Source organism: Streptomyces sp. NPDC001985 (assembly GCF_040296845.1).
Taxonomy (GTDB): Bacteria; Actinomycetota; Actinomycetes; order Streptomycetales; family Streptomycetaceae; genus Streptomyces.
In genome coordinates this window covers 1-21,234 of record NZ_JBEOYB010000099.1, presented here as the reverse complement: position 1 = coordinate 21,234, position 21,234 = coordinate 1, and the positions used below count along the sequence as shown (strand labels likewise).

Sequence of the window (21,234 nt, the reverse complement as noted above, 5' to 3'; positions counted from 1 at the left end):
GGGCGCGGGGGGGGGGGGGGCGGGGGGGGGGGGGGGGGGGGGGGGTGGGGGGGGGGGGGGGGGGGGGGGGGGGGGGGGGGGGGGGGGGGGGGGGGGGGCGCGGGGGGGCCGCCCCCCCCCCGGCCGGTCAGGAGGTGTACTGGCTGCCGAAGCGGTCGCCGGGGGCGGCGGCCATGCCGCCGTCGCTCGCGTGGACGAAGAAGCCGTCCGGGGTGAGGCCCGAGCGGTTGGAGCGGAAGAGCCAGACCATGCCGGTCGACCGGTTCTCGCCCTCGGCGGTGACCGCGAGCTCCCTCCGGCCGTCGCCGTTGAAGTCGACGAGCTTGGTGCGGGAGCCGAAGCGGTCATCCGTCTCCGCCTGGGTGTCCACCCTCTTCGTGTCCTGGGTGAGGCTTCGGGTGCCGGATGTCAGCAGGCCGTGCCTGCTGCCCCGGAGCGTGACCACACCGCCGGCGTTCTTCCTGCCGGCGACGGTCCTGCCCTCGACGCCGATGGCCAGCTCGCCGTAGCCGTCGCCGTTCATGTCGCCGATGGAGAGATCCGATCCGAAGCGCCAGAGGTCCTTGGAGGTGCCCGCGACACCGGGGCTGTCCTGGTCGAAGTCCCGGGCACGGGTGATGTCCGGGCCGAGCGGGGACCCGGGGAGATGGGTGACCTGGCCGCCGGGAGGGGTCGTCGACTCGTCCGTCTCCCGGTGGGTGCGGCTGACGACGATATCGGCGTAGCCGTCCCGGTCGATCTCGCCGACGGCGAGCGCGTCACCCGTCACCGGGCCGCGTCCGGGGCGCCAGAACTCCGCGCGGGTCCGGCTCAGTCCGGTGGCGCTGCCCGGCCAGTAGGCGAGGGAGGCGGCGCCGTGGGAGTTGCCCGGGTCGCCGAACAGGCCGACGGCGTCGGTGATCCCGTCGCCGTTGACATCGCCGGCGGTGAGGGAGGTCATCCGGTCCGCGTGGTCGTCCTCGCCGGGTGCGGTGACCGAGGTGCGGGCGGGGGTGCCGTCCTTGGCCCAGGGCCCGTACAGCACGGTGAGGGTGCCGCGCTCGTCCGACGTGGTGGCGTCCTGGTGGCCGTCGCCGTCGAAGTCCCCGCTGGTGAGGAAGGCTTCGCCGCCCGCGAGGCGGACCGCGGGGACGGGGCCGCCCGCGAGTCCCTTCCGGCTGCCCCAGACCAGGGTGAGCGGGCGCTCCGACTCCTCGGTGGCGGTGGCGCCGACGAGGAGGTCGGCGTAGCCGTCCCGGTCGAAGTCGGCCGAGGTGAGGGCTCTGCCGAAGAGGTCATCGGCCCGGGCCGGGCCGGGGATGCGGTCCGCGCCCCGCCGGATGCTCTGCTGGGCGTTCTCCTCCAGGCCGGACTTGGTGCCGTGGACGATCGCGATGTGGCCCGCGGACTTCCTTCCGTCGACGGCCGCCCGGGGGGCGCCGATGGCGAGGTCCTGGTAGCCGTCGCCGTTGAAGTCGTCCTTGAGAGGGGGGGATTGCGGGGGGATGGGGGTGGGGGTGGGGGTGGCGGCGGCTGGGGCCGGGGTGAGGAGGGGGAGGGTGAGGGCGGCGAGGGCGGCGAGGAGGGTGGGGGTGCGGCGGGTCATGTGGGGCCTCTGGGTCGGGAGACGGGGGCCGCGGGGCCCCCGGGGGCCGGCCGCGTGTCTGCTTGACCCCCGGGCCCGCGCCAGGGTTGCCCCACCCCCCGGTGATACGTGATCCCGGGCCCCGAGCGCCCCGTCCCATCCGGCATGTGAGGACGGCCCCTGCGCCACGGGCAACCCGAGCAAATTCAGCCTGTTGGGGGCACCTCCCAGAGGCAGCTCTGGGGGAGTTTGAGGACGGACCCTGTGCCACAGGACCCCGCACAGTGCGGGCCACGGTCGGGGGCCAGCCCCCGAACCCCCGCGCCTCAAACGCCGGCGGGGCTGGAATGTGCGCCTCGGCCCACCCCGAGGGGCTCGGGTGGTGCGGCTCAAACGCCCGAGGGGCTGGGGTGGTGCGGCTCAAACGCCGGCGGGGCTGGAATGTGCGCCTCGGCCTGCCCCGAGGGGCTCGGGTGGTGCGGCTCGAACGGCGGAGAGGGTGGGTGCGGGACGGCCGTCGCTCCGGTCACGGAAGGGGGACGGGGCGGCGGCCGCCGGGAATGACGGTACGCCGGTGGGAGGGGGGCCGCCAGTGGTGGTCAGCGGGGGCGGCCCGTCGCCGTCCCCTTCACCGCGTCCAGGGCGTACACACAGCGGTCCTTGCTGCACGCGTACACCACCCCACCCCTCACCACCGGCGCCCCGGTGATCTCCCCACCCGTCGCCAGCTTCCACCGCAACTGCCCCCCCGCGGCGTCCAGCGTGTACAGCACATGGTCCGCCGAGCCGAAGTGCACCCGCCCGTCCGCCACCACCGGCGCCCCGATGACCTCGCCGCCCGCGGCGAAGCGCCACATCGGGGTGCCGGTCACCGCGTCCAGGGTGTAGAGCGCGCTCCCGCTGCCGACATGGACGTTCCCGCCGGTGACCAGGACCGGTTCGGCGGACTGGCGGGACTCGGTGGCGATGCGCCAGCGGTCCTTCCCGGTCGCCGCGTCCAGCGCGTACACCGTGCCGAGGTAGTCGGCGAGATAGACCCCGCCGCCGGTGACGGCGGGCCCGGGGGCGAAGGCCGGCGCGGAGAGGAAGACGGCGGGCGCCTCGAAGTGCCAGCGCACCCGCCCGGACGCGGACTCGATGGCCAGGACCCGGGTGCCGGCCGAGACATAGACCTGGCCGTCCGGCGCGGGGTGCACCCGGACGGGGACCCCGCCGCAGGAGGCGGCGTCGCCGATGGGGTAGGACCAGCGCTCGGCCCCGGTCCGCGCCTCCAGCGCGCGCAGCCTGGCGTCCTTCCAGACGTAGACGGTGTCCTCGTGGATGACGGGCCCGGCCTCCGGTGTCTCGAAGTCCGTCTGCGCGCCGGCCAGCTCCCACAGCTTCTCGCCGTTGGACGCCTCCCAGGCCTGGACGCCGCCGCCGCGCGTCCCGGTGAGCACGGTCCCCCGCCCGGTCCGCAGCGAGTACACCCAGGCGTCCGCCTGGAGGCGCCAGCGCTCCTGGCCGGTCGTCGCGTCGAGGGCGTACAGACTCGGGCCGTCGGAGGCGTGAATCCGGCCGCCGTCGACGGCCATGGCCCAGGCCACGTCCTTGGTCTTGAACTGGCGGCGGCCGGTGGCCACGTCGAGGGCGTGGACCTCGAAGGAGGTGACGTACAGCAGATCCCCCGCGACGACCGGGGTGCCCCAGACGTCGTTGGACATGCGGAAGCGCCACGGCCGCCAGTGCGCGGGGCCGGCGGGCGGGGCCGGGGACGGGGGTGGCGGCGCCGGGGCGGGTACGGGCGCGGTCGCCGGGGTCCGGCCGCTCAGTCCGGCCGGAGGGCGAATCCAGCCGGTCGCCGGGCCCGCCTGGCCGACCGAGGCGCGGGCCGGGTCGGCGGCCCGGGGGCCGGGGCCGATCGGGACGCCGACTCCGGGGAGGCGCACCGGACCGGCGCCGGCCGGGGCGCCGGTGCGGGGGTCGCCCGCCGCCGGGCGGGGCGCCGGGTCCCAGTCGGGGGCGGCGCGCGGCGGGGCGGAGGGCATCGGCGGGGCCTGCGGGGGGAGGGCGGGCACGGCGGGCGCCAGCGTCCGGCCGCCGCCCCGGCGCAGCTCGATCATGGCCGTGGCCGAGCCCGGGAGCCAGGCCGACGCCGTGCCGCTGTCGTCGCCGCCGGAGGCGAACAGATGCGGGGCGAGCTGCGACTGGAGGTCCTCCGGGCTGGGCCGCCGGGTCTTGTCCGTCTGCATACAGGACTCGATCAGCGGGCGCAGCTCGGCCGGGAGCCCCTCCAGGTCGGGGCCCTCGCGCAGCAGCATGAAGACCGTCTCGACGGGGTTGGCGCCGTGGAAGGGGGCGTGCCCGGTGGCCGCGAAGACCAGGGTGGAGCCGAGGGAGAAGACATCGCTGGCGCCGGTGACGCTGCGCGAGTCGCGGGCCTGCTCCGGCGACATGTACGCCGGGGTGCCAACGGCGACATTGGTCATGGTGAGCCGGGTGTTGGAGACCCCGGACGCGATACCGAAGTCGATGACGCGCGGCCCGTCCTCGACGACGAGGACATTCGACGGCTTGAGGTCGCGGTGGACCAGGCCGGCGCCGTGGATCGACTGGAGTGCCTCGGCGATCCCGGCCGCGAGCCAGCGGACCGCCTGGGCCGGGAGGGGCCCGCACTCGTTCACTATCTCCTCAAGAGAGGGGGCGGGGACATAGGCCGTGGCGAGCCAGGGGACGGGGGCGCGTGGATCGGCGTCCACCACCGCCGCCGTGTAGAAGCCGCTGACGGCGCGGGCGGCCTCCACCTCGCGGGTGAAGCGGACACGGAACAGCTGGTCCTCGGCGAGTTCGGTGCGCACGGTCTTGATCGCCACCCGGCGGCCGGACGCCGACCGGGCGAGATAGACCAGCCCCATGCCCCCGGCTCCGAGCCGGCCCAGCACCTCGAACGGACCGATCCGTCTCGGATCGTGCTGCGTCAGCTGCTCCATACCTGCCTGCCACCTCCCCGTAGCGGGTCCCTCTCTCACCACCGAGACCCTCAGCGGCGGTACCCACCCTGATTCTTCCTGTCCGAGGCCACGGTGGCGAACCCGGGGGCGGATCGGGGTGTCTCACCCGCTTTCGGGCACAGAACCCGGATTCGGGCCAGTGGGTTGCGCGCCGGACACCGGTCAGGTCTCGGCCAGTACGGCGAACAAGGCTCCCTGGTTGTCCGTGAGTACGGCGATTCGTCCGTAGGGGATGTCGAAGGGAGGTGCCTGGACGCGTCCCCCGAGCCGGACGGCGGTCGCGGCGGCGGCATCGCAATCCTTGACGCAGAAATAGACAAGGAAATGACCGGGCAGTTCGGACGGGAACGCGTCGGTGAGAACACAGCGGCCCGCGACGGCGTTCCCGCCGCCCGCCCCCGCCCCCGCTCCCGCCGGGGCGTCCGGGCCGTCCGGGCCGTCCGGGCCGTCCGGGCCGTCCGGGCCGTCCGGGAATCCGGCGGCGGGCCGGGGCGACCAGAGGCGGATGTCCATGGTGTCGCCGGGGTCGGGGTCCGGGGGCACGGCGGGCCCCCGGGGCAGATCGGTCCCGGTGAAGCCGAAGACCTCCTCGTAGAAGGGGTCGACCCGCTCCTTGTCCCAGGTGTAGACCTCGGTCCAGCAGTACGCGCCGGGGACGCCCCGCGTCTCGAAGCCCGCCCGCTCACCGGCCTGCCAGAGCCCGAAGACCGCCCCGCCGGGGTCGGCCGCCACGGCGACGGTGCCGTACCGGCCCACGGGCACCGGCGAGGTGATCACCTGTCCGCCGGCCGCCGTGATCCGGGCCGCGAGGGCGTGGGCGTCGTCGGTGGCGAAGTAGACGCTCCACACCGTGGGCATCCGGCCGTCCCCCTTCGGGGCGAGCGCGGCGACGAGCGCGCCGTCGGAGCGGGCGTCCACCCGGGGGCCGTCGCCGCGGTGGAAGGTCCAGCCGAGCAGTTCCCCGTAGAAACGCGCCCCTGCCTCGGTGTCGGGGAGCGCCGCGTCCACCCAGCACGGCGTACCCTCCGGAAATGCGGCCATGGGCCCGACTCCTTCCGTCGCCCGCCGTGGTGCTCGTCACACGCGCACTGCCCTCACGCTAACGGGGCATCGCGGGCATCGCAGCGGATGAAATCGAACATTTGATCACTCCCCGGCGCCGACCGCCCGCCCGGCCCGCACCCCATTTGCAGTCGGCCGAATCGCGCGCCGATCACCCGTCGGTAAGCTGACGGCATGACAGGACAAGTACGCACTGTCGACGGCCGGGTGGCCGGACGACGTGGGCAGGCGACGCGGCAGAAGCTGCTCGACTGCCTCAGCGAGATGCTCAGCTCGTCGCCGTACCGGGACGTCAAGGTCATCGACGTGGCCCGGAAGGCGGGCACGTCACCCGCGACCTTCTATCAGTATTTCCCCGATGTCGAGGGCGCCGTTCTCGAAATCGCCGAGGAAATGGCGAAAGAGGGCGCTGGGCTCACCGCTCTGGTCTCCGGGCGGAGCTGGGCCGGGAAAGCGGCCTGGCAGACCTCCGAGGACCTGGTCGAGGGCTTTCTCGACTTCTGGCGCCGCCATGACGCGATCCTGCGGGTCGTGGACCTGGGGGCCGCCGAGGGCGATAAGCGGTTCTACAAGATCCGTATGAAGATCCTGAACTCGGTCACCAACTCCCTCACGGAGTCGGTGAAGGAGCTCCAGGCCAAGGGCCGGGTGGACAAGGACGTCAGCCCCGCCGCGATGGCCGGTTCGCTGGTCGCGATGCTGGCCGCGGTCGCCTCGCACCAGAAGGGCTTCACCACCTGGGGTGTGAAGCAGGCCGAGCTGAAGCCGAACCTCGCCCTGCTGGTGCACCTCGGCATCACGGGCCGCAAGCCCACGAAGTAGGGACCCGCGCCCCGGGCGCGGGTCCCGCTCCGAAGGTCACCGCCCCTCGGGGAGGCGGCCCGGGCTCAGCCGTCCGTCCCCGGCTTGACGCCCCAGATGTAGAGCTGGTCATCGATGCCCAGCAGATTCCACAGCGCCTCCGCGTCCGCCAGGCGCAGATTCACACAGCCCGCGGAGCCCCCGCCGTCGTAGAGATCGTCGAGACGGCCGTGCAGGGCCTGCCCCCCGTCGAAGAACTGGGCGTACGGCATGGGCGCGTTGTTGTAGATCGTGGAGACATGGTCCTTGCTGCGCCAGTAGATGGAGTGCCAGCCGAGGCGGGTCTCCTCGCTGTCGCGCCCGGTGCGGATCGGCACCGGCGGCAGGACCACCCGGGTGCCGCGCTGCACCCACAGAAGCTGGCGGTCGAGGTCGACGCAGGTCACGCGGTGGGAGCGGACCGGGCAGTCCCCGGCCTCATTGGGGTTGGCGCGGGCCTTGAGGGCGACGATCCAGCGGTGGGTGGCGAGGTTGGCGTACCCGTCGGCGGGGGTGAGCGCCTGCTGGGTCTGGAAGGTGCGGATGGCCTCGCAGTCGGCGGTGGACTGGACGCCGTCCACGGGCCGCCCCAGATACTCCTCCACGGGCCGCTGATAGGGCCCGGTGCGGGCGGCGCAGGGCGCGGGGGCGGCGGACCGGGCGGTGGCGGTGGCCCCGCCGGTGCCGTGGGCCGCCGCGCGGGCGGGGGCGGCGAGGCCGGCGGTGAGGGCCGCCGCGGCCAGGACGAGGGCGGCGGCGGACCGGGCGGCCGTGCGCCGCGCGCCCGGAGCGGGTGCGAGTGCGGGTGGTGAGACCGGGGGTGGTGCGGGTGGTGGGGTGGCGGTGCCGGGCGCCCGCGCCGGGTACCCGTCGGCGGCCCGTATACCGCCGGACCCGCCGGGCGGCCTGTTCGTCCTGTCGGACCTTCCTCGCATATCCGTACTCCGATCCCGTTGGCCCCCCACCCACAGGTATCAGCGGACGCCGGGGTCCGCCCCAGGCGGCGGGCCAAACCGGTGAGGGCGCGGGCGGGCCGGTCGGCCCACCCACGCCCTCACGGGACTTCAGGAAGTTCCCCGGTCAGCCCTTGTGGGACAGGACCCGGCCTCCCTTGTCGCCCTTGCCCTTGCCGGGCTCACCGCGCTTGTTGGCGATGTCGACGGTCACTCCGTCGGCGGCGTTCTCCGCGGTGATCTCGAAGGGACCGAAGACCGGGTTGTCCGGGAGCACATAGCCCTCGGGCACATCGGTCTCCAGCAGGTAGTACGTCCCGAGATCCAGGTTGTCGAAGAGACATGTCCCCTCGGCGTCCGTGGAGCAGCCGTTGCCGACCGGGGTGTCGGACGGGTTGCCGCCCGATCCCGTGGTCTGGAGACCGGGAACCCCGTTGGTCTCCTCCCACAGCTCGAACACCGCGCCGGCCAGGTCACGGCCGTTCTTGGCGTCGGTCTTGTGGAGCGTGATCCTGCCCTTGACCTCGGGCGACTTGGTGTTGTCGGCGGTCACGGTGACGCCCTGGGGGGCGTTGGCCGCGGTGAGCACCAGCGGCCCGAAGACCGGGTTCGCCGGCAGGTCGTAGCCGGGCGGAGCCGCCGTCTCCTGCCAGTAGTAGGTGCCCAGCTCCACCGTGCGGGAGCAGACCCCGTTGGCACCGGTGGTGCACGGGGCGCCCACGGTGGTGTCCGGGTTGATGCCGGTGGTCTGGAGACCGGGGATGCCGTTGGTCTCCTCCCACAGCTGGAAGACGGCGCCCGCGAGCGTCTCGCCCGTGTCCGCGTCCTCCTTGACGACGGTCACATCGCCCCTGACCACGGGGGTCTCGGTGTTCTCCGCCGTGACGGTGACGCCGTCGGCGGCGTTCTCCTCGGTCAGCACCAGCGGACCGAAGACCGGGTTCGCCGGCAGGTCGTAACCGGGCGGCGCCGTGATCTCCCGCCAGTAGTACGTACCGACGCCGACGGTGCGGGTGCACTCGCCGTCGGCACCCGTGGTGCAGTTGGCACCGACCTTGGTGTCGGGGTTTCCGCCCGTGGTCTGGAGACCGGGGATGCCGTTGGTCTCCTCCCACAGCTCGAACACCGCGCCGGCCAGCGGGTCGCCGCTCTCCGCGTCCTCCTTGACGACCGTCACGTCACCCGTGACGGCGGGGGTCGGGGTGTTGGAGGCGTTGACGATCACGCCCTGGGAGGCGTTCTCGGCGGTCAGCACCAGCGGACCGAAGACCGGGTTGTCCGGCAGGTCGTAACCCGGCGGCGCGGTGATCTCCCGCCAGTAGTAGCTACCGACCCCGACGGTGCGGGTGCACTCGCCGTCGGCGCCCGTGGTGCAGGTGCCGTTGTTCTGGGTGTCGGGGTTCGCTCCGGTGGTCTGGAGACCGGGAATCCCGTTGGTCTCCTCCCACAGCTCGAACACCGCGCCCGCGAGGGCGGCGTCCGTCTCGGCGTCCGTCTTGACGACCGTCACCTCGCCCGTGATCACGGGCGTCCGGTCGTTCTGCGCGGTCTCCGAGACACCGTCGGCGGCGTTCTCCTCGGTGAGGACCAGCGGGCCGAAGACCGGGTTCGCCGGCAGGTCGTACCCGGGCGGCGCCGTGATCTCCCGCCAGTAGTACGTACCGACCTCGACCGTGTCCGAGCAGGTGCCGTTCGCCGGTGTGGTGCAGGGACCGTTGATCTGGCTGTCCGGGTTCGGACCCGAGGTCTGGAGCCCCTCGACGCCGTTCGTCTCGTGCCACAGCTCGAACACCGCGCCCGCCAGCGGGTCACCGGTGGCGGCGTCGACCTTGACGACGGACACCTCGCCCGTGATCGCCGGGGTCTGGGTGTTCTCCGCGTTCACGGTGACACCCTGGGAGGCGTTCTCGGCGGTCAGCACCAGCGGACCGAAGACCGGCTCCGCGGGGAGGACGTACCCGGGCGGCGCGGTGATCTCCCGCCAGTAGTACGTGCCGACCTCGACGGTGCGGGTGCACTCGCCGTCGGCGCCCGTGGTGCAGGTGCCGTTGTTCTGGGTGTCGGGGTCCGCGCCCGTGGTCTGGAGACCGGGGATGCCGTTGGTCTCCTCCCACAGCTCGAACACCGCGCCCGCCAGCGGGGCCTCGGTGGCGGCGTCCGTCTTGATGACGGTGACATCGCCGGTGACGGCCGGGGTGGCGGTGTTCTCCGCCGTGACGGTGACGCCGTCGGCGGCGTTCTCCTCGGTCAGCACCAGCGGACCGAAGACCGGGTTCGCCGGCAGGTCGTACCCGGGCGGCGCCGTGATCTCCCGCCAGTAGTACGTACCGACCTCGACCGTACGGGTGCACTCACCGCTCGCGACGGTGGTGCAGGGACCGTTGTTCTGGGTGTCGGGGTCCGCGCCCGTGGTCTGGAGACCCGGAATCCCGTTGGTCTCCTCCCACAGCTCGAACACCGCGCCCGCCAGCGGGTCACCGGTGGCGGCGTCCGTCTTGACCACCGTCACATCACCCTCGATGACGGGGGTCTGCGCGTTCTGCGCGGTGACCGATACGCCGTCGGCGGCGTTCTCGGCGGTCAGCACCAGCGGACCGAAGACCGGGTTCACCGGGAGGTCGTACCCGGGCGGTGCCGAGGTCTCCTGCCAGTAGTAGGTCCCGATCTCGACATTGCGGGTGCAGACGCCGTCGGCGCCCGTGGTGCAGACCGCGCCGATCTGGGTGTCGGGGTCGGCTCCGGAGGTCTGGAGACCGGGAACGCCGTTGGTCTCCTCCCACAGCTGGAAGCCGGCTCCGGCGAGCGGGTCGCCGGTGATCGCGTCGGTCTTGACGACGGTGACATCGCCGGTGATCGCCGGGGTCTGGGTGTTCTCGACGTTCACATTGACGCCGCCCGCCGCGTTCTCCTCGGTGAGGACGAGCGGACCGAAGACCGGGTCGCCGGGGAGGTCGTACCCGGGCGGCGGGGTGATCTCGCGCCAGTAGTAGGTGCCCGTCTCGACGGTGAAGGCGCACTCGCCGATCGCGTCGGTGGTGCAGGTGCCGTTGAACTGGGTGTCGGGGTTGGAGCCGGAGGTCTGGAGACCGGCGACCCCGTTGGTGTCCTCCCACAGCTCGAACACCGCGCCCGCGAGGGGAGCGCCGGTGACCGCGTCCGTCTTCTCGACGGACACCTCGCCGGTGACCGGGGTCCTGCTGTTGTCGGCGTTGACCGTGACCCCGTCGGGGACATTGTCCGGGCCGAGGACCAGCGGGCCGAAGACCGGGTTCAGCGGGAGGTCGTACCCCGGTGGTGCGGCCGTCTCGCGCCAGTAGTACGTACCGAGGATGACGGTACGGGAGCAGACGCCGTCGGCGCCCGTGACGCACTCGTCACCGACCTGGGTGTCCGGGGTGGCGCCGGTGGTCTGGAGACCCGCGACGCCGTTGGTCTCCTCCCACAGCTCGAAGGTGGCGCCCGCGAGCGGGGCGAGGGTCTCGCTGTCCCGCTTCACGACCCGCACGGGAGCGGTGACCGGGACGGCCTCGCAGTCCGGCAGATCGCCGTTGAAGGGGTACGCGTGGAACTCCTGGCCGCCACCGCCGCCGACCACGCTGGTGTGGGTGAGGGAGCCGGTGGAGAAGAAGCGGCCGTTCACCCCGGGGAGGGTGACCGTGGTCGTGGAGGCCTGGTTGCCGACCAGGACACTGCCCTGGAACTGTCCCGTGCCGCGCAGCCCCACGGCGGTGGCGTCGGGGAAGTTCCACAGCAGCCGCTCGCGCAGCGCGTTGAACGAACTGCCGTCGGTGAGTTCCCCGCTGTAGGTGTTGATGGAGCGGTTGGCGCCGACGACATTGATCAGCACGGTGGAGGTGGCGGGGATGTTGGCGAAGGTCAGTCCCTGCTGCCCGCCGCTCGCCGTGGTCATGTTGAAGTCGACGTTGAAGACCTGGAGAGCCGAGGTGCCGTCGCCGGTGAAGACCGTCTCGCTGCCGTTGTTGACGGCGGTGCCGGTGGCGGGCCGGGGCCCGTTCTCGTCCCGGGCGTAGCACTGGCTGGCGTCGGTGAGCTGATCCCGCAGGGCGAGGTAGGGGGCCGCCGCGTTCGGGTCCTGGATGACGTCGTCGGCGATGATGGTGCCGGTGGCGGTGCCCGCGTGGCGGACCACCCCGCCCTCGGCGAGCAGCCGCTGACCGGGGGCGATGGTGACATCGCCGCCGGTGGTCAGGAAGTCCGAACCGTCCGGGGGCGGGACCCGGGAGCCGACGCCGACGATGCCGACGTTGTAGATGACACTGCCGCCGGCGGACTTGTTCTGGTCGAAGTCGTCGAGGACGACGACCTTGCCCTCGGCCTCGGCGGCCCGCTCGCGTACGAGGAAGTCGTTGCCCACGAAGACATTGATGTTGGCGTCGCGCCCCATGATGGGGCCATTGCTGATCGGGGGGAACGGGTCGGGGCAGTCGCCCGGAATGCAGGGCCCGAGCCCGCCCGGCAGCGGCGCGGCGGCCACGGCCTTCGTGGTGGTGATCTTCCCGGCCGGGGCCTGTGCGGCACCGGTCGGCAGCGCGCCGGGCCCGAGGGCGAGGGCGGGTGCCGCTGCGGCGAGGACGGCACAGGCCATGCCTGCGGTCCAGGACCGTTGTCGCAATCGCGCGAGGATTGCTCTCATACGTCGAGTTCTCCTGTGAGGTCTCTGTCCGGAAATTCTGTGCACAGGCTGAGCAGGAGAAAGAGAAGGGAGTGGACGACACTCCCGTATAAACGGAATAAGGATCGATCAATCACCCGGCCGCGCGATCGGTGCGGTAATCCGTCAATTTCCTGGCGTGTTTTCCGGGGGCTTCCGGGGGCTTCCGGGGCGGGGCGGGACGGATGGACATCACCGGGGGACGGCGGGGCATCCCCGTGGCGGGGCGGTCCCGGTTGACTGGACCCATGACCTCTTCTCCCTCGCCCCTTTCGTCCTCTCCCTCGCCCTCTTCCCCCGCTCCCTCGCCCTCTTCCTCTGCCCTCTCCGCCTCCGCCTCCGCCTCCGCGTACTCCGTTCTGGTGCTCGGTGGCACCGGCAAGACCGGCCGCCGGGTCGCCGAGCTGCTGCGGCGGCGCGGCATCGGGGCCAGGGCGGCGTCCCGGTCGGGTCCGGTGCGGTTCGACTGGACCGATGAGGGCTCCTGGGACCCGGCGCTCGCCGGTGTCCGCGCCGTGTACGTCGTCGACTCGCAGACCGCCGAGGCACCCGGCCAGGTCACCGCCTTCGCGAAGGCCGCCAGGGAGCGGGGGGTGGAGCGGCTGGTGCTGCTGTCGGCCCGCACTCTCGCGGAGCTGGACGACGGCAGCGGGGAGCTGCTCGCCACGGAGCGGGCCGTGCGGGAATCCGGCCTGGCGTGGACGATTCTGCGCCCCGCCTGGTTCAGCCAGAACTTCACCGAGGAGCCCTGGTTCTCCGTCCCGCTCGCCGAGGGCGAGCTGCGTGTGCCGACGGGCGGGGGCCATGAGCCCTTCATCGATCTGGACGACCTGGCGGAGGTCGCGGTCGCCGCGCTGACGGAGGACGGCCACGCCTCCGAGACGTACAGCCTCTCCGGCCCCCGCGCCCTGACCTTCCGGGAGGCCGTCGCCGGGATCTCCGCCGCCACCGGCCGGCCGATCACCTACACCCCGGTGGACCACGACACCTATGTCGCCGAACAGACCGCGCGCGGTTACTCCCGCGACTTCGCCGAGCTGATGGCCCGTTTCCTCGCCCATATCGCGGCGGACGGAAGCGCGGTCCCGGGGGACGGGGTGCGGCGGGCGCTGGGGCGTGAGGCGAAGGGGTTCGGGGAGTGGGTGGAGGGTGCGGACTTCTCGGGGCTCGGGGGGTAGGGGTTCTTCCGGGCGCGCCGGTTGCTCCGGGCGCGCTGGTTCTTCCGGGGGCGCCGGTTGTTCCGGGGGCGCCGGTTGTTCCGGGGGCGCCGGTTGTTCCGGGGGCGCTCGGGTGCGGGGTGCGGTGGCCCGAGCCCCCGGACCGGGCCCGCGCCGTGCGGGCCCGCGCCGTGCGGGCCCGTCCCGGGGCGTCAGCCGGAAGGGCTGCGGGTCAGGGCGAAGAGGCGGATCTGGCGGGGGATTCTCGCCTGGTACGTGGCGTACGGAGGCCAGAGCCTCAGCACCCGCTCCCACACCTCCTCCCTCTCCTCCCCCTCCAGCAACCGTGCCCGCACCGCCACGTCCACCCCCTTCCAGCTGATCTCCGCCTCCGGATGCGCCAGCAGATTCCCCGTCCATGCGGGATGGCGCTCCCGCCCGAAGTTCGAGCCGATCAGAATCCAGGAACCGTCCTCACGGGGGAGGCAGGCCAGCGGAATGGCCCGGGGCAGCCCGGTCCTCGCGCCCCTGGCCGTGAGGACGAGCCCCGGCAGCATCAGGGTGCTCAGCATGGCCCGGCCGCCCGTCAGCCGGTGGACGGCGCTGTCCAGCGCGGGGACGACATGGGGTGCCGTCCGGGCGAAGGCCCTGGTGGAGGAGAGCCTGCGGACCAGTCGTACGCCCAGCGGGGCGCCGGCCGGCCGGGGCATCAGACCGCCTCCGGGCGCGCGGCGTACAGATCCGTGAAGAGGCCGGCCGCCTCGGCCGCCCGGTCCCGCAGCCGGTGGACGGGGCCGAAGAGCAGCTCGTCGCCGGCGGCCCGCTTGAAGTAGAGCTGGGCGTCGTGTTCCCAGGTGAAGCCGATCCCGCCGTGCAGTTGCACCGCCTCGGCCGTCACCGTACGCGCCGTCTCCAGGCACTGCGCCAGCGCGAGCCCCGCGCCCGCCGGCTCCCGGGCCGCGTGGTACGCCGCCGAGCGGGCCGCCTGGACGCGTACGTAGAGATCGGCCAGCCGGTGCTGCACCGCCTGGAACGAGCCGATCGCGCGGCCGAACTGCTCCCGCTGCCGGACATGCTCCACCGTCCGGTCCAGCGCGCGGGCGGCCGTCCCCACCGACTCCGCCGCGAGCAGCGCCGCCGCCCAGGCGCCGGTGCCGGCGAGCGCGGCCGGCACCTCCGTACCGCTGTCGTCGCCGAGGAGTTCGGCCGGGCAGTCACGGAACTCGATCCGGGCCTGGGGCCGGGTCTCGTCCAGGGCGGTGAGCCGGGTGCGGGTCAGGCCCGCGGCGTCCGCCCGCACCAGGAAGAGCAGGGTCCGGCTCCGGGGGAAGCCGCCGGTGTGCGCGGCGACCAGCAGGAGTCCGGCGCTGTGCCCGGCGAGGACCTGGCCCGCCTCTCCGTAGAGCAGCCAGCCCCCGTCGGGGGCGGGCCGGGCCTGCGTCCCGCCCGCCCGGCCGCCGCCGGCCCACTCCCCCGGCGCGTTGTCGCCGATCAGGCCGAGCGCGGTGGTGAGGCTGCCGCCCGGGAGGACGAGGGCGCAGGTCAGGGCGGCGCCCGCGAGGCGAGGGAGCAGGCCGTCGCGCTGGGCGGGGGTGCCGAGCGCGGTGATCAGGGGGGCGGCCAGCCCGGCGGTCGGCAGCAGCGGGGAGGGGAGGAGGGCGCGGCCGGTCTCCTCGCAGGCGAGGGCGAGTTCGGGGAGGCCGCACCCGACTCCCCCGTACGCCTCGGGGATGGCGAGGCCGGGGAGGCCGAGCCGGCCGGAGAGCAGTGTCCACAGGGCCGGGTCGTGGCCGTCGGGGGTCCGGGTGGCGGCCCTGACCTCGTGCGGGCCGCACTCCCTGGCCAGCAGTTCGCGCAGGGTGCGGCTGATCTCGCGCTGTTCGGGGGTGAGGGTGGTGCGGGCGGTGACCATGGGAGCCCTCCATCTCTGACGGCGCGTCATATTAGGCCGGGCGGCGTCAGATTCCCAGAGGGGCGGGGGTCCGGCGGGGGGGCGCGGGGGGTGGTCCCGCCCGTTCTTATCTGATGTACCGTCAGATTCATGTCCGCCTTCTCGCGCAAGGTCGCCATCGCCGGTGTGTCCCTCTCGGACTGTGGTCGCGTCGACGGCCCCACCCCCTACACCCTCCACGCCCAGGCCGCCCGCCGCGCCCTCGCCGACTCCGGGCTCGACCGCTCGGCCGTCGACGGCTTCGCCTCCGCCGGGCTCGGTGCGCTCGCCCCGGTCGAGGTCGCCGGTTACCTCGGGCTCAAGCCGCGCTGGGTGGACTCCACCTCCGTCGGCGGGGCGACCTGGGAGGTGCTGGCGGCCCATGCCGCCGACGCGATCGCGGCCGGGCACGCCAACGCCGTCCTGCTCGTCTACGGCTCCACCGCCCGCGCCGACATCAAGGCCCGCAGACGCACCGCGGGGCTCTCTCTCGGAGCCCGGGGCCCGCTCCAGTTCGAGGCGCCGTACGGCCATACCCTGATCGCCAAGTACGCGATGGCGGCCCGGCGCCATATGCACGAGTACGGCACCACGCTGGAGCAGCTCGCCTCGGTCGCCGTGCAGGCGCGGGCCCACGCGGCCCGGAACCCGGACGCGATGTTCCGCGAACCGATCACCGTGGACGACGTGCTGAGCGGCCCGATGATCGCGGACCCCTTCACTAAGCTGCACTGCTGCGTCCGCAGCGACGGGGGGTGCGCGGTGCTGCTGGTGGCGGAGGAGTACGTGGCCGATACGGCCAAGGAGCCCGTGTGGGTGCTCGGCACCGGGGAGTACGTCTCGCACGCGACCATGGACGGATGGGACGACTTCACGGTCTCACCGGCGGCGGTCTCGGGCCGGCTGGCGTTCGCACGCGCCGGGCTCACTCCCTCGGACATGGATATCGCCGAGATCTATGACGCCTTCACCTATATGACGCTGGTGACCCTGGAGGATCTGGGGTTCTGCGCGAAGGGGGAGGGCGGGGCATTCGTGGAGGAAGGCCGGATCGGCCCGGCCGGGGAGCTGCCCGTGAACACGGACGGAGGCGGCCTCTCCGCGTGCCACCCCGGGATGCGGGGACTGTTCCTGCTGGTGGAGGCAGTGCGGCAACTCCGTGGAGAGGCGGGGGCGCACCAGGTGCGGGGGGAGCCGCGGATGGGGGTGGTGTCGGGGACCGGGGGGTGGTTCTGCTCCGCGGGCACGGTGATCCTCTCCCGCGCCTGACACCGGGGGAGCCCTGGGGCGGGCGCCCTGGGGGGGCGCCGTGCGGGGGCCGTCTGGTGCGGGGGCCTGTGGCGCGGGGGCCGTCCTCAAACCGTCCCAGAGCTGCCTTTCGGGGGAGAACAAGACACGAGGCACCCAGGGCAGGCAGTCACGCCAAGTGACGCCCCCAGTGGGGAACGTGGGGTGGATGCCCAGTGGAATCGACCATTTTCCCGCCAAACGGGTCGGTGATATCCAGTGGCCGATCATGGTTGAAACTGATTCACCAGCCCCCGCCCTGGGGGGAATCGGACTCTTCGGTAAGGCCGAATAACAGCGCTCGACATGCCCAGTCCGCGCCATCACCGAGCATAAAGCTTGGACGGCCCGCGAGCTCCCTATGTACTTTCCGTGAGCGCCGCCGATACCTGAGGACGCCTCAGGAGGGAAGCAGCGACTCGTACGGGAGGCTGAATCATGATCCGACGCGCCATGGCGGTAACCGCCGCGACCGCAGCACTTGTGTTGTTCGCCGGCAGCGCCGCGCACGCGAAGTCGACGGAAACTCAGTTGTCCAACGGAATCCTGTACTTCGAGGCTACGGACGGCCGCTACGTCAGCGGAAACCCCAGCGTCTTCTTCTCGGCCACCCAGTACAAGAAGACGGGTGGCAGCACAACGCAAATCCAGCTCGCCCTGTGGACCACGACGAAGCTGATCAAGGACGACGCCCGGTCGATATCGGCAGGGCAGACCAAGGGGAAGTCGTGGGGCGGTCTGCCCAAGGCCAGTCACGCTCCCGACTGCAAGGCCACCGGCTACATGATTGCCAGCAGCGGCAAGTACACCACGCCTACCCTGACCTTCTGCTGATCATCTCCCACTGACGGAGGGAGACGGGCAACTCCCTGCCCATCTCCCTCCCTCCAGTACGCGGAAAGACCACTCTGATGATTGAAGCGTCAATCGGCGCCGTTTCCGGCCTCGTGCCGGTCTTCTGCGTGATGGCCGTGCTCCTCGCCCTCCCCACCGCCCTCGTCACGGCCACCCGCAAACGCCCCCTCCTCCTCCCGGTGCTGCTGGCGGTGTCCCTGGCGGGAGTACTGACCGTGACCCTGTTGCCGGGGAACGCCGGGGCCGCCATGGAGGGGCTCTGTGACACCGGCTCCCCCTCCCGCCTCCTCACCTCCCCGAGTGCGCTGCTGAACATCGCCCTGTTCGTGCCGGCCGCGCTCCTGGGAACACTCGTGTTCCGCCGTCCCGTGACCGTGACGGCCGTCGCGGTCCTCGGCAGTGGGACGGTGGAACTCGTCCAGGCCACCGGCAGCCTGGGCCGTGCCTGCAGCGCCACCGATCTCGTGGCCAACGCCACGGGCGCGGTGGCTGGGGCCTGCGCGGCGGCGCTCTGGCTGCGAACCCGCGCACCGAGGACCGAGCGCGCGCTCCGGGACTGGTCGTGGGGCACCGGGATCGCCCTGGCGGGCGCCGCTGTCCTGGCCGTCTGGTTCCAGACCTCGGTCTCCACCGTCGACGCGGTCGCCGCCGAGAGGGCGCGGGAGAACCAACTGCTGGCCCTGGACGGTTCGGACGCGTGGATGGCGGAGGTCGCGGAGGAGGTCTTCGGTCCCGGCACCAGGACGGAGGAGACCGTCACTGACCTCAACGGCGAGAGCCGGCGCATCACCGTCGTCACCAACCGCGGCGAGATCACCGGCCGGTGGCCCGAGAAGGCGCTGGAGCGCGCCTGGTCCAGCGACAACCGCATCGAGGACGGCGACCTGAACCGGGCGCAGGCACTCACCATCGGAGCGAAGTTCGCCCACCGGTGGTTCCCGGACAGCACGGCGGGCAGCCGCCGGACCCTCGACCGCATGGGCGAGGCGGGAACTCCGCTCTATGTACTGACCTACCGGCGCTACGTCGACGACGTGATGATGCCCATGCGGCTGGACATCACCATCACCGCGACCGGCCGGATCATGGGGTTCGCATCGAAGCCCGAGCCCGACCCCGAACTGCCCCCGGTGTCCGTCTTCCGGGAGGAGGCGATGCGTCTGGCGAAGAAGATGTCCGGCGCCCCGGCCGAGGCCGCCGTGCTCCTCGCGCAGAGAGTCCGAGGCACCTGGCGACCGGTGTGGATGACCAGTGTCAAGACCGCCACCCAGGACCCGAACCTCTTCCTCGACGCCGTCACGGGCGAACGGGTCACCCCCGACGCCCAACCCGCACAACCGGGGGGGGCGGGGGCGACCAGGGCGAAGAGTAAGCCCCGCTGATCCGCCACGGGGACAGCAGACGGACGGGGCGGTTCGGTGGCTACGTCCGCCGGAAAAGGCGCGGGCGCGGCGTGTCGAGCAGATGCCGGAACTGGGCGTTGGTGGTCGCTGATCCTCGCTCTCCCACCTGCGCCACCGCTTGCCGACAGGTCACATCCACGAACGCCTCAACGGTCCTCGGGTCTGCCTGTTGCCAACTGGGGATGCCGGAGAGCCACGCGAGTGCATCCGCAGGGGTCTGCCCAAAGCTCATGAGCCATCGGGCCGTGTATGCGGCGTCGACCCATGGGGGCCCGAGCGCGGGCATAGCCCAGTCCACCACGTACGCCTGTCCGCCTCCGCCGATCATGATGTTGTGAGGGTTGGTGTCCGTGTGGAGCAGGTGCGCGCCATGGAGCATGTCCGCTTCACCGGGCTTCAGGTGTCCGGCGAACCGGTCCGCAAGCTGCGGGACGGGAAACACCGGAGCCCGCAGATACTGCATCCGCCGCATGGTGCGCGTGACGGCTCCCAGATCACCTGTGCCGGGCCCATAATCGACATGCCGCCCGTCGACATGGATGAACGCCAGGGCGAGCCAGCCGGCCGTCTCGAAGCGGTGTCGGATGGCCGGGCTGACACACCCCACGACGTCGTTGAGCTGCTCTTCACAGAGCAGCCCCGCCGCCCCGACCGTGTCGGACAGCCGTACGCCTTTGAGGAACAGCCGTCCGCTGTCCCGGGTGTGCACGACCAGCGCCAGTGTGCAGTTGAAGCCGCTCGCCACACTCTCCGATGTGATCACCGGCCCGGTGTGCCGTTCCACGGCGTCACGGAACTCTGCCGGAAGTTCTTCCCACTCGACTCGTTCAGTCATTGATCCCTCATTCAGTACCGGAGGGGGCACCGGACCGTACCGGCACCCCCTCCGTATCTCAACTAACGCTTCGTGTGACCGCACTTGGCACAGCGCTGCTCCCCGCTCCATGGTTCGTAACGGTGGTCGCACTCGCCCAGAATCCACGGCTTCATTGCCTGAACCCTCCTGTTCGTTGTGGTGCTTCCCGGCCCGGTTGGGTCCGGGGGTGCACGCGTCCGCTCCCTGGTGTCACGGCGGGGCGTGCGGTCCGTCCTCGGGCGAGCGTTCCGGGAGTCCGGTTCACCGGTTCTCGCCGAGGACGGAAGCGGGTCCCGTCCGGCTGTGGTGACCCTCAGCACGCACAGCCGGACGGGGGTCTGGTCCGTCCCCGCCGGGGATGGCCTGCCTGTGACGGGGGACACGGGCAGGCTGCGGGCACCGGCGGGGACGGGGCTTGGGGGCTAGTCGGCGGGGCGCCGGAAGGTCGAGACCTGGTCGGCCTTCCGGGCGCGTTCCCATGCCCATGCGGCGTGTACCGATTCCGTTTTGGTGCGCAGGGGCGTGCGCCACTCGGTGAGCCGATCCTTCAGCCACACGTCACCGACGTTGTAGACGCGCGCGATTGAGGCGATGGACTCGCCACCCGTGTAACGGGCCACCACGTCGGCACGGCTTTCGATGACGCGTTCCCGTGCGGCTGCGCGCGCCGGGGACAGGTTGCGTGTCATGGGGTGTCTCCTGTCTGCGGGTCTACCGGGGTCTGTGGGTGTAGGTGGTTTCCCATGGGCGGCTGGTTCCGAGGACGTGGCGCGCCCGGTCGTCCACGGGTATCCCGGAGGCCGGGCAGGGGAGGTCTGCTCCGTACTGGGTGTGGGCTCTGATGCGGCCCAGGTCGACGGTGACCGTGCGGACGCAGACACGCACGGGGCACAGCAGTGCCTGGACCGCGCCTGCTTCCCGGTCTCGGACGATGAAGCCCTTCCCGACCCGGTGGCCCGTGAATTTCATGGTCAGTTGTTCCTGTCGGTGTGCGTGCTGGTGCCCCAGATCGCTGTCTTGAGCCGGTTCACGGCGATTGGTCCGGGCAGCTCGTCCGGCTCAACCGTGGTCAGTTCGTAGCTGTGCCCGTCCGGGTGGCCCTGGTAGAGGGCGCACTCCTTGTGGGGCCGTCCGTTTCGGGGCATATGGGCAGCGTGAGGACACGGGTGGGCAGTCCGGGGGTGCTCCAGTGCGCCCAGAGCATGCCCTCGCCCTGGCCGGCGACGGGCCACACCATCGCCCAGTGCTCACCCTCGCCGTGGCGTTCCAGGTGGCAGCGGATGAGGTACGGCCCATCGGGGTGCCCGGGGAGCAGGTTCGGTGAGATGCGGCTGATGAGCCGTGCGAGGGCAGTGGGGAGGACCGACCAGACGGTGCACGTGAGGCGGGCGACCGGTCCCGTTCCGGCGAGGTTCACCAGGGCCTCACCGCACTGAGAGGTGCGGGCATGGGTGTCCCCGGTCGCACGGGCACGGGCCACACGATGATCGTGTACCGCTCGGCGCGCTCCACGAACACGGCGATCACCGGGTGCCCGGCGCGGAGCCGCTGGTGTGCGTCCTGACAGGCCGTGTCGTCGCCGGCCCAGGCCCGCAGGGCCGTCGGCGCGTCGCCGTGTCCGGCGGTGACAGCGGGCGGCACCCGGCCGGTGGCGTGGTGCCAGGG

The 21,234-nt window shown here is 72.4% G+C and carries 16 protein-coding genes and 1 pseudogene; 5 read left to right on the top strand and 12 right to left on the bottom strand.

Going from position 1 to position 21,234, the window contains the following annotated elements; translation table 11 throughout:
- Positions 1 to 127: 127 nt before the first annotated feature.
- The 3 genes from ABT122_RS30290 to ABT122_RS30280 form a co-directional block, all read right to left on the bottom strand.
- Positions 128 to 1,585 (bottom strand): VCBS repeat-containing protein, encoded by a 1,458-nt coding sequence (locus tag ABT122_RS30290; RefSeq protein ID WP_351558786.1) that lies wholly within the window; start codon positions 1,583 to 1,585, stop codon positions 128 to 130.
- Between the two features lie 578 nt (positions 1,586 to 2,163).
- Positions 2,164 to 4,533 carry a protein serine/threonine kinase AfsK gene (afsK, locus tag ABT122_RS30285; RefSeq protein ID WP_351558784.1) on the bottom strand — a complete coding sequence of 790 codons (2,370 nt, stop codon included), beginning with the start codon at positions 4,531 to 4,533 and terminating at the stop codon, positions 2,164 to 2,166.
- Between the two features lie 183 nt (positions 4,534 to 4,716).
- On the bottom strand, positions 4,717 to 5,595 hold the full coding sequence (locus ABT122_RS30280) for a VOC family protein (RefSeq protein WP_351558782.1): 879 nt from the start codon (positions 5,593 to 5,595) through the stop codon (positions 4,717 to 4,719).
- Positions 5,596 to 5,790: 195 nt separating this feature from the next.
- Between ABT122_RS30280 and ABT122_RS30275 the strand changes: the two genes are divergently transcribed.
- The gene (locus ABT122_RS30275; RefSeq protein WP_351558780.1) at positions 5,791 to 6,438 is read left to right on the top strand and encodes a TetR family transcriptional regulator; all 648 of its coding nucleotides are present in this window, start codon (positions 5,791 to 5,793) and stop codon (positions 6,436 to 6,438) included.
- Positions 6,439 to 6,503: 65 nt separating this feature from the next.
- On the opposite strand, the gene ABT122_RS30270 is transcribed toward ABT122_RS30275, so the two are convergent.
- Both ABT122_RS30270 and ABT122_RS30265 read right to left on the bottom strand, forming a co-directional pair.
- Entirely contained in the window at positions 6,504 to 7,199 is a 696-nt protein-coding gene (locus ABT122_RS30270) for a L,D-transpeptidase (RefSeq protein WP_451068651.1), read from the bottom strand.
- A 337-nt stretch (positions 7,200 to 7,536) separates the two neighbouring features.
- A complete protein-coding gene (locus tag ABT122_RS30265; RefSeq protein ID WP_351558777.1) occupies positions 7,537 to 12,042 on the bottom strand; it encodes a SpaA isopeptide-forming pilin-related protein in 4,506 nt (1,501 codons plus the stop codon).
- 401 nt (positions 12,043 to 12,443) lie between these two features.
- Here ABT122_RS30265 and ABT122_RS30260 point away from each other — a divergent pair, with 401 nt between their 5' ends.
- On the top strand, positions 12,444 to 13,259 hold the full coding sequence (locus ABT122_RS30260; RefSeq protein WP_351558775.1) for an NAD(P)H-binding protein: 816 nt from the start codon (positions 12,444 to 12,446) through the stop codon (positions 13,257 to 13,259).
- 191 nt (positions 13,260 to 13,450) lie between these two features.
- Here ABT122_RS30260 and ABT122_RS30255 read toward each other — a convergent pair whose 3' ends face one another.
- Entirely contained in the window at positions 13,451 to 13,948 is a 498-nt protein-coding gene (locus ABT122_RS30255) for a nitroreductase family deazaflavin-dependent oxidoreductase (RefSeq protein ID WP_351558773.1), read from the bottom strand.
- Entirely contained in the window at positions 13,948 to 15,150 is a 1,203-nt protein-coding gene (locus ABT122_RS30250) for an acyl-CoA dehydrogenase family protein (RefSeq protein ID WP_351558771.1), read from the bottom strand. Before ABT122_RS30250 ends, ABT122_RS30255 begins: the two co-directional genes overlap by 1 nt.
- Before the next feature lie 129 nt (positions 15,151 to 15,279).
- On the opposite strand from ABT122_RS30250, the gene ABT122_RS30245 reads away from it, so the two are divergent.
- The 3 genes from ABT122_RS30245 to ABT122_RS30235 all read left to right on the top strand — a co-directional run bounded on the left by ABT122_RS30245 (position 15,280) and on the right by ABT122_RS30235 (position 18,692).
- Positions 15,280 to 16,437, top strand: a complete 1,158-nt coding sequence (locus ABT122_RS30245; RefSeq protein ID WP_351558769.1) for a thiolase C-terminal domain-containing protein — start codon at positions 15,280 to 15,282, stop codon at positions 16,435 to 16,437.
- Between the two features lie 456 nt (positions 16,438 to 16,893).
- On the top strand, positions 16,894 to 17,289 hold the full coding sequence (locus ABT122_RS30240) for a hypothetical protein (protein WP_351558767.1): 396 nt from the start codon (positions 16,894 to 16,896) through the stop codon (positions 17,287 to 17,289).
- A 77-nt stretch (positions 17,290 to 17,366) separates the two neighbouring features.
- The gene (locus ABT122_RS30235; RefSeq protein WP_351558765.1) at positions 17,367 to 18,692 is read left to right on the top strand and encodes a VanZ family protein; all 1,326 of its coding nucleotides are present in this window, start codon (positions 17,367 to 17,369) and stop codon (positions 18,690 to 18,692) included.
- 40 nt (positions 18,693 to 18,732) lie between these two features.
- On the opposite strand, the gene ABT122_RS30230 is transcribed toward ABT122_RS30235, so the two are convergent.
- From ABT122_RS30230 to ABT122_RS30210, 5 genes and pseudogenes are all read right to left on the bottom strand, one after another.
- Complete coding sequence (locus tag ABT122_RS30230) at positions 18,733 to 19,548, bottom strand: phosphotransferase (RefSeq protein WP_351558763.1); 816 nt, start codon at positions 19,546 to 19,548, stop codon at positions 18,733 to 18,735.
- 443 nt (positions 19,549 to 19,991) lie between these two features.
- Complete coding sequence (locus ABT122_RS30225) at positions 19,992 to 20,258, bottom strand: hypothetical protein (RefSeq protein ID WP_351558761.1); 267 nt, start codon at positions 20,256 to 20,258, stop codon at positions 19,992 to 19,994.
- A 22-nt stretch (positions 20,259 to 20,280) separates the two neighbouring features.
- Positions 20,281 to 20,538: a hypothetical protein gene (locus ABT122_RS30220; protein WP_351558760.1), complete on the bottom strand. Its 258-nt coding sequence runs from the start codon at positions 20,536 to 20,538 to the stop codon at positions 20,281 to 20,283.
- A gap of 2 nt (positions 20,539 to 20,540) precedes the next feature.
- On the bottom strand, positions 20,541 to 20,714 hold the full coding sequence (locus ABT122_RS30215) for a hypothetical protein (RefSeq protein ID WP_351558758.1): 174 nt from the start codon (positions 20,712 to 20,714) through the stop codon (positions 20,541 to 20,543).
- A 268-nt stretch (positions 20,715 to 20,982) separates the two neighbouring features.
- Positions 20,983 to 21,234, bottom strand: a pseudogene (locus ABT122_RS30210) (hypothetical protein); the annotation flags it as partial.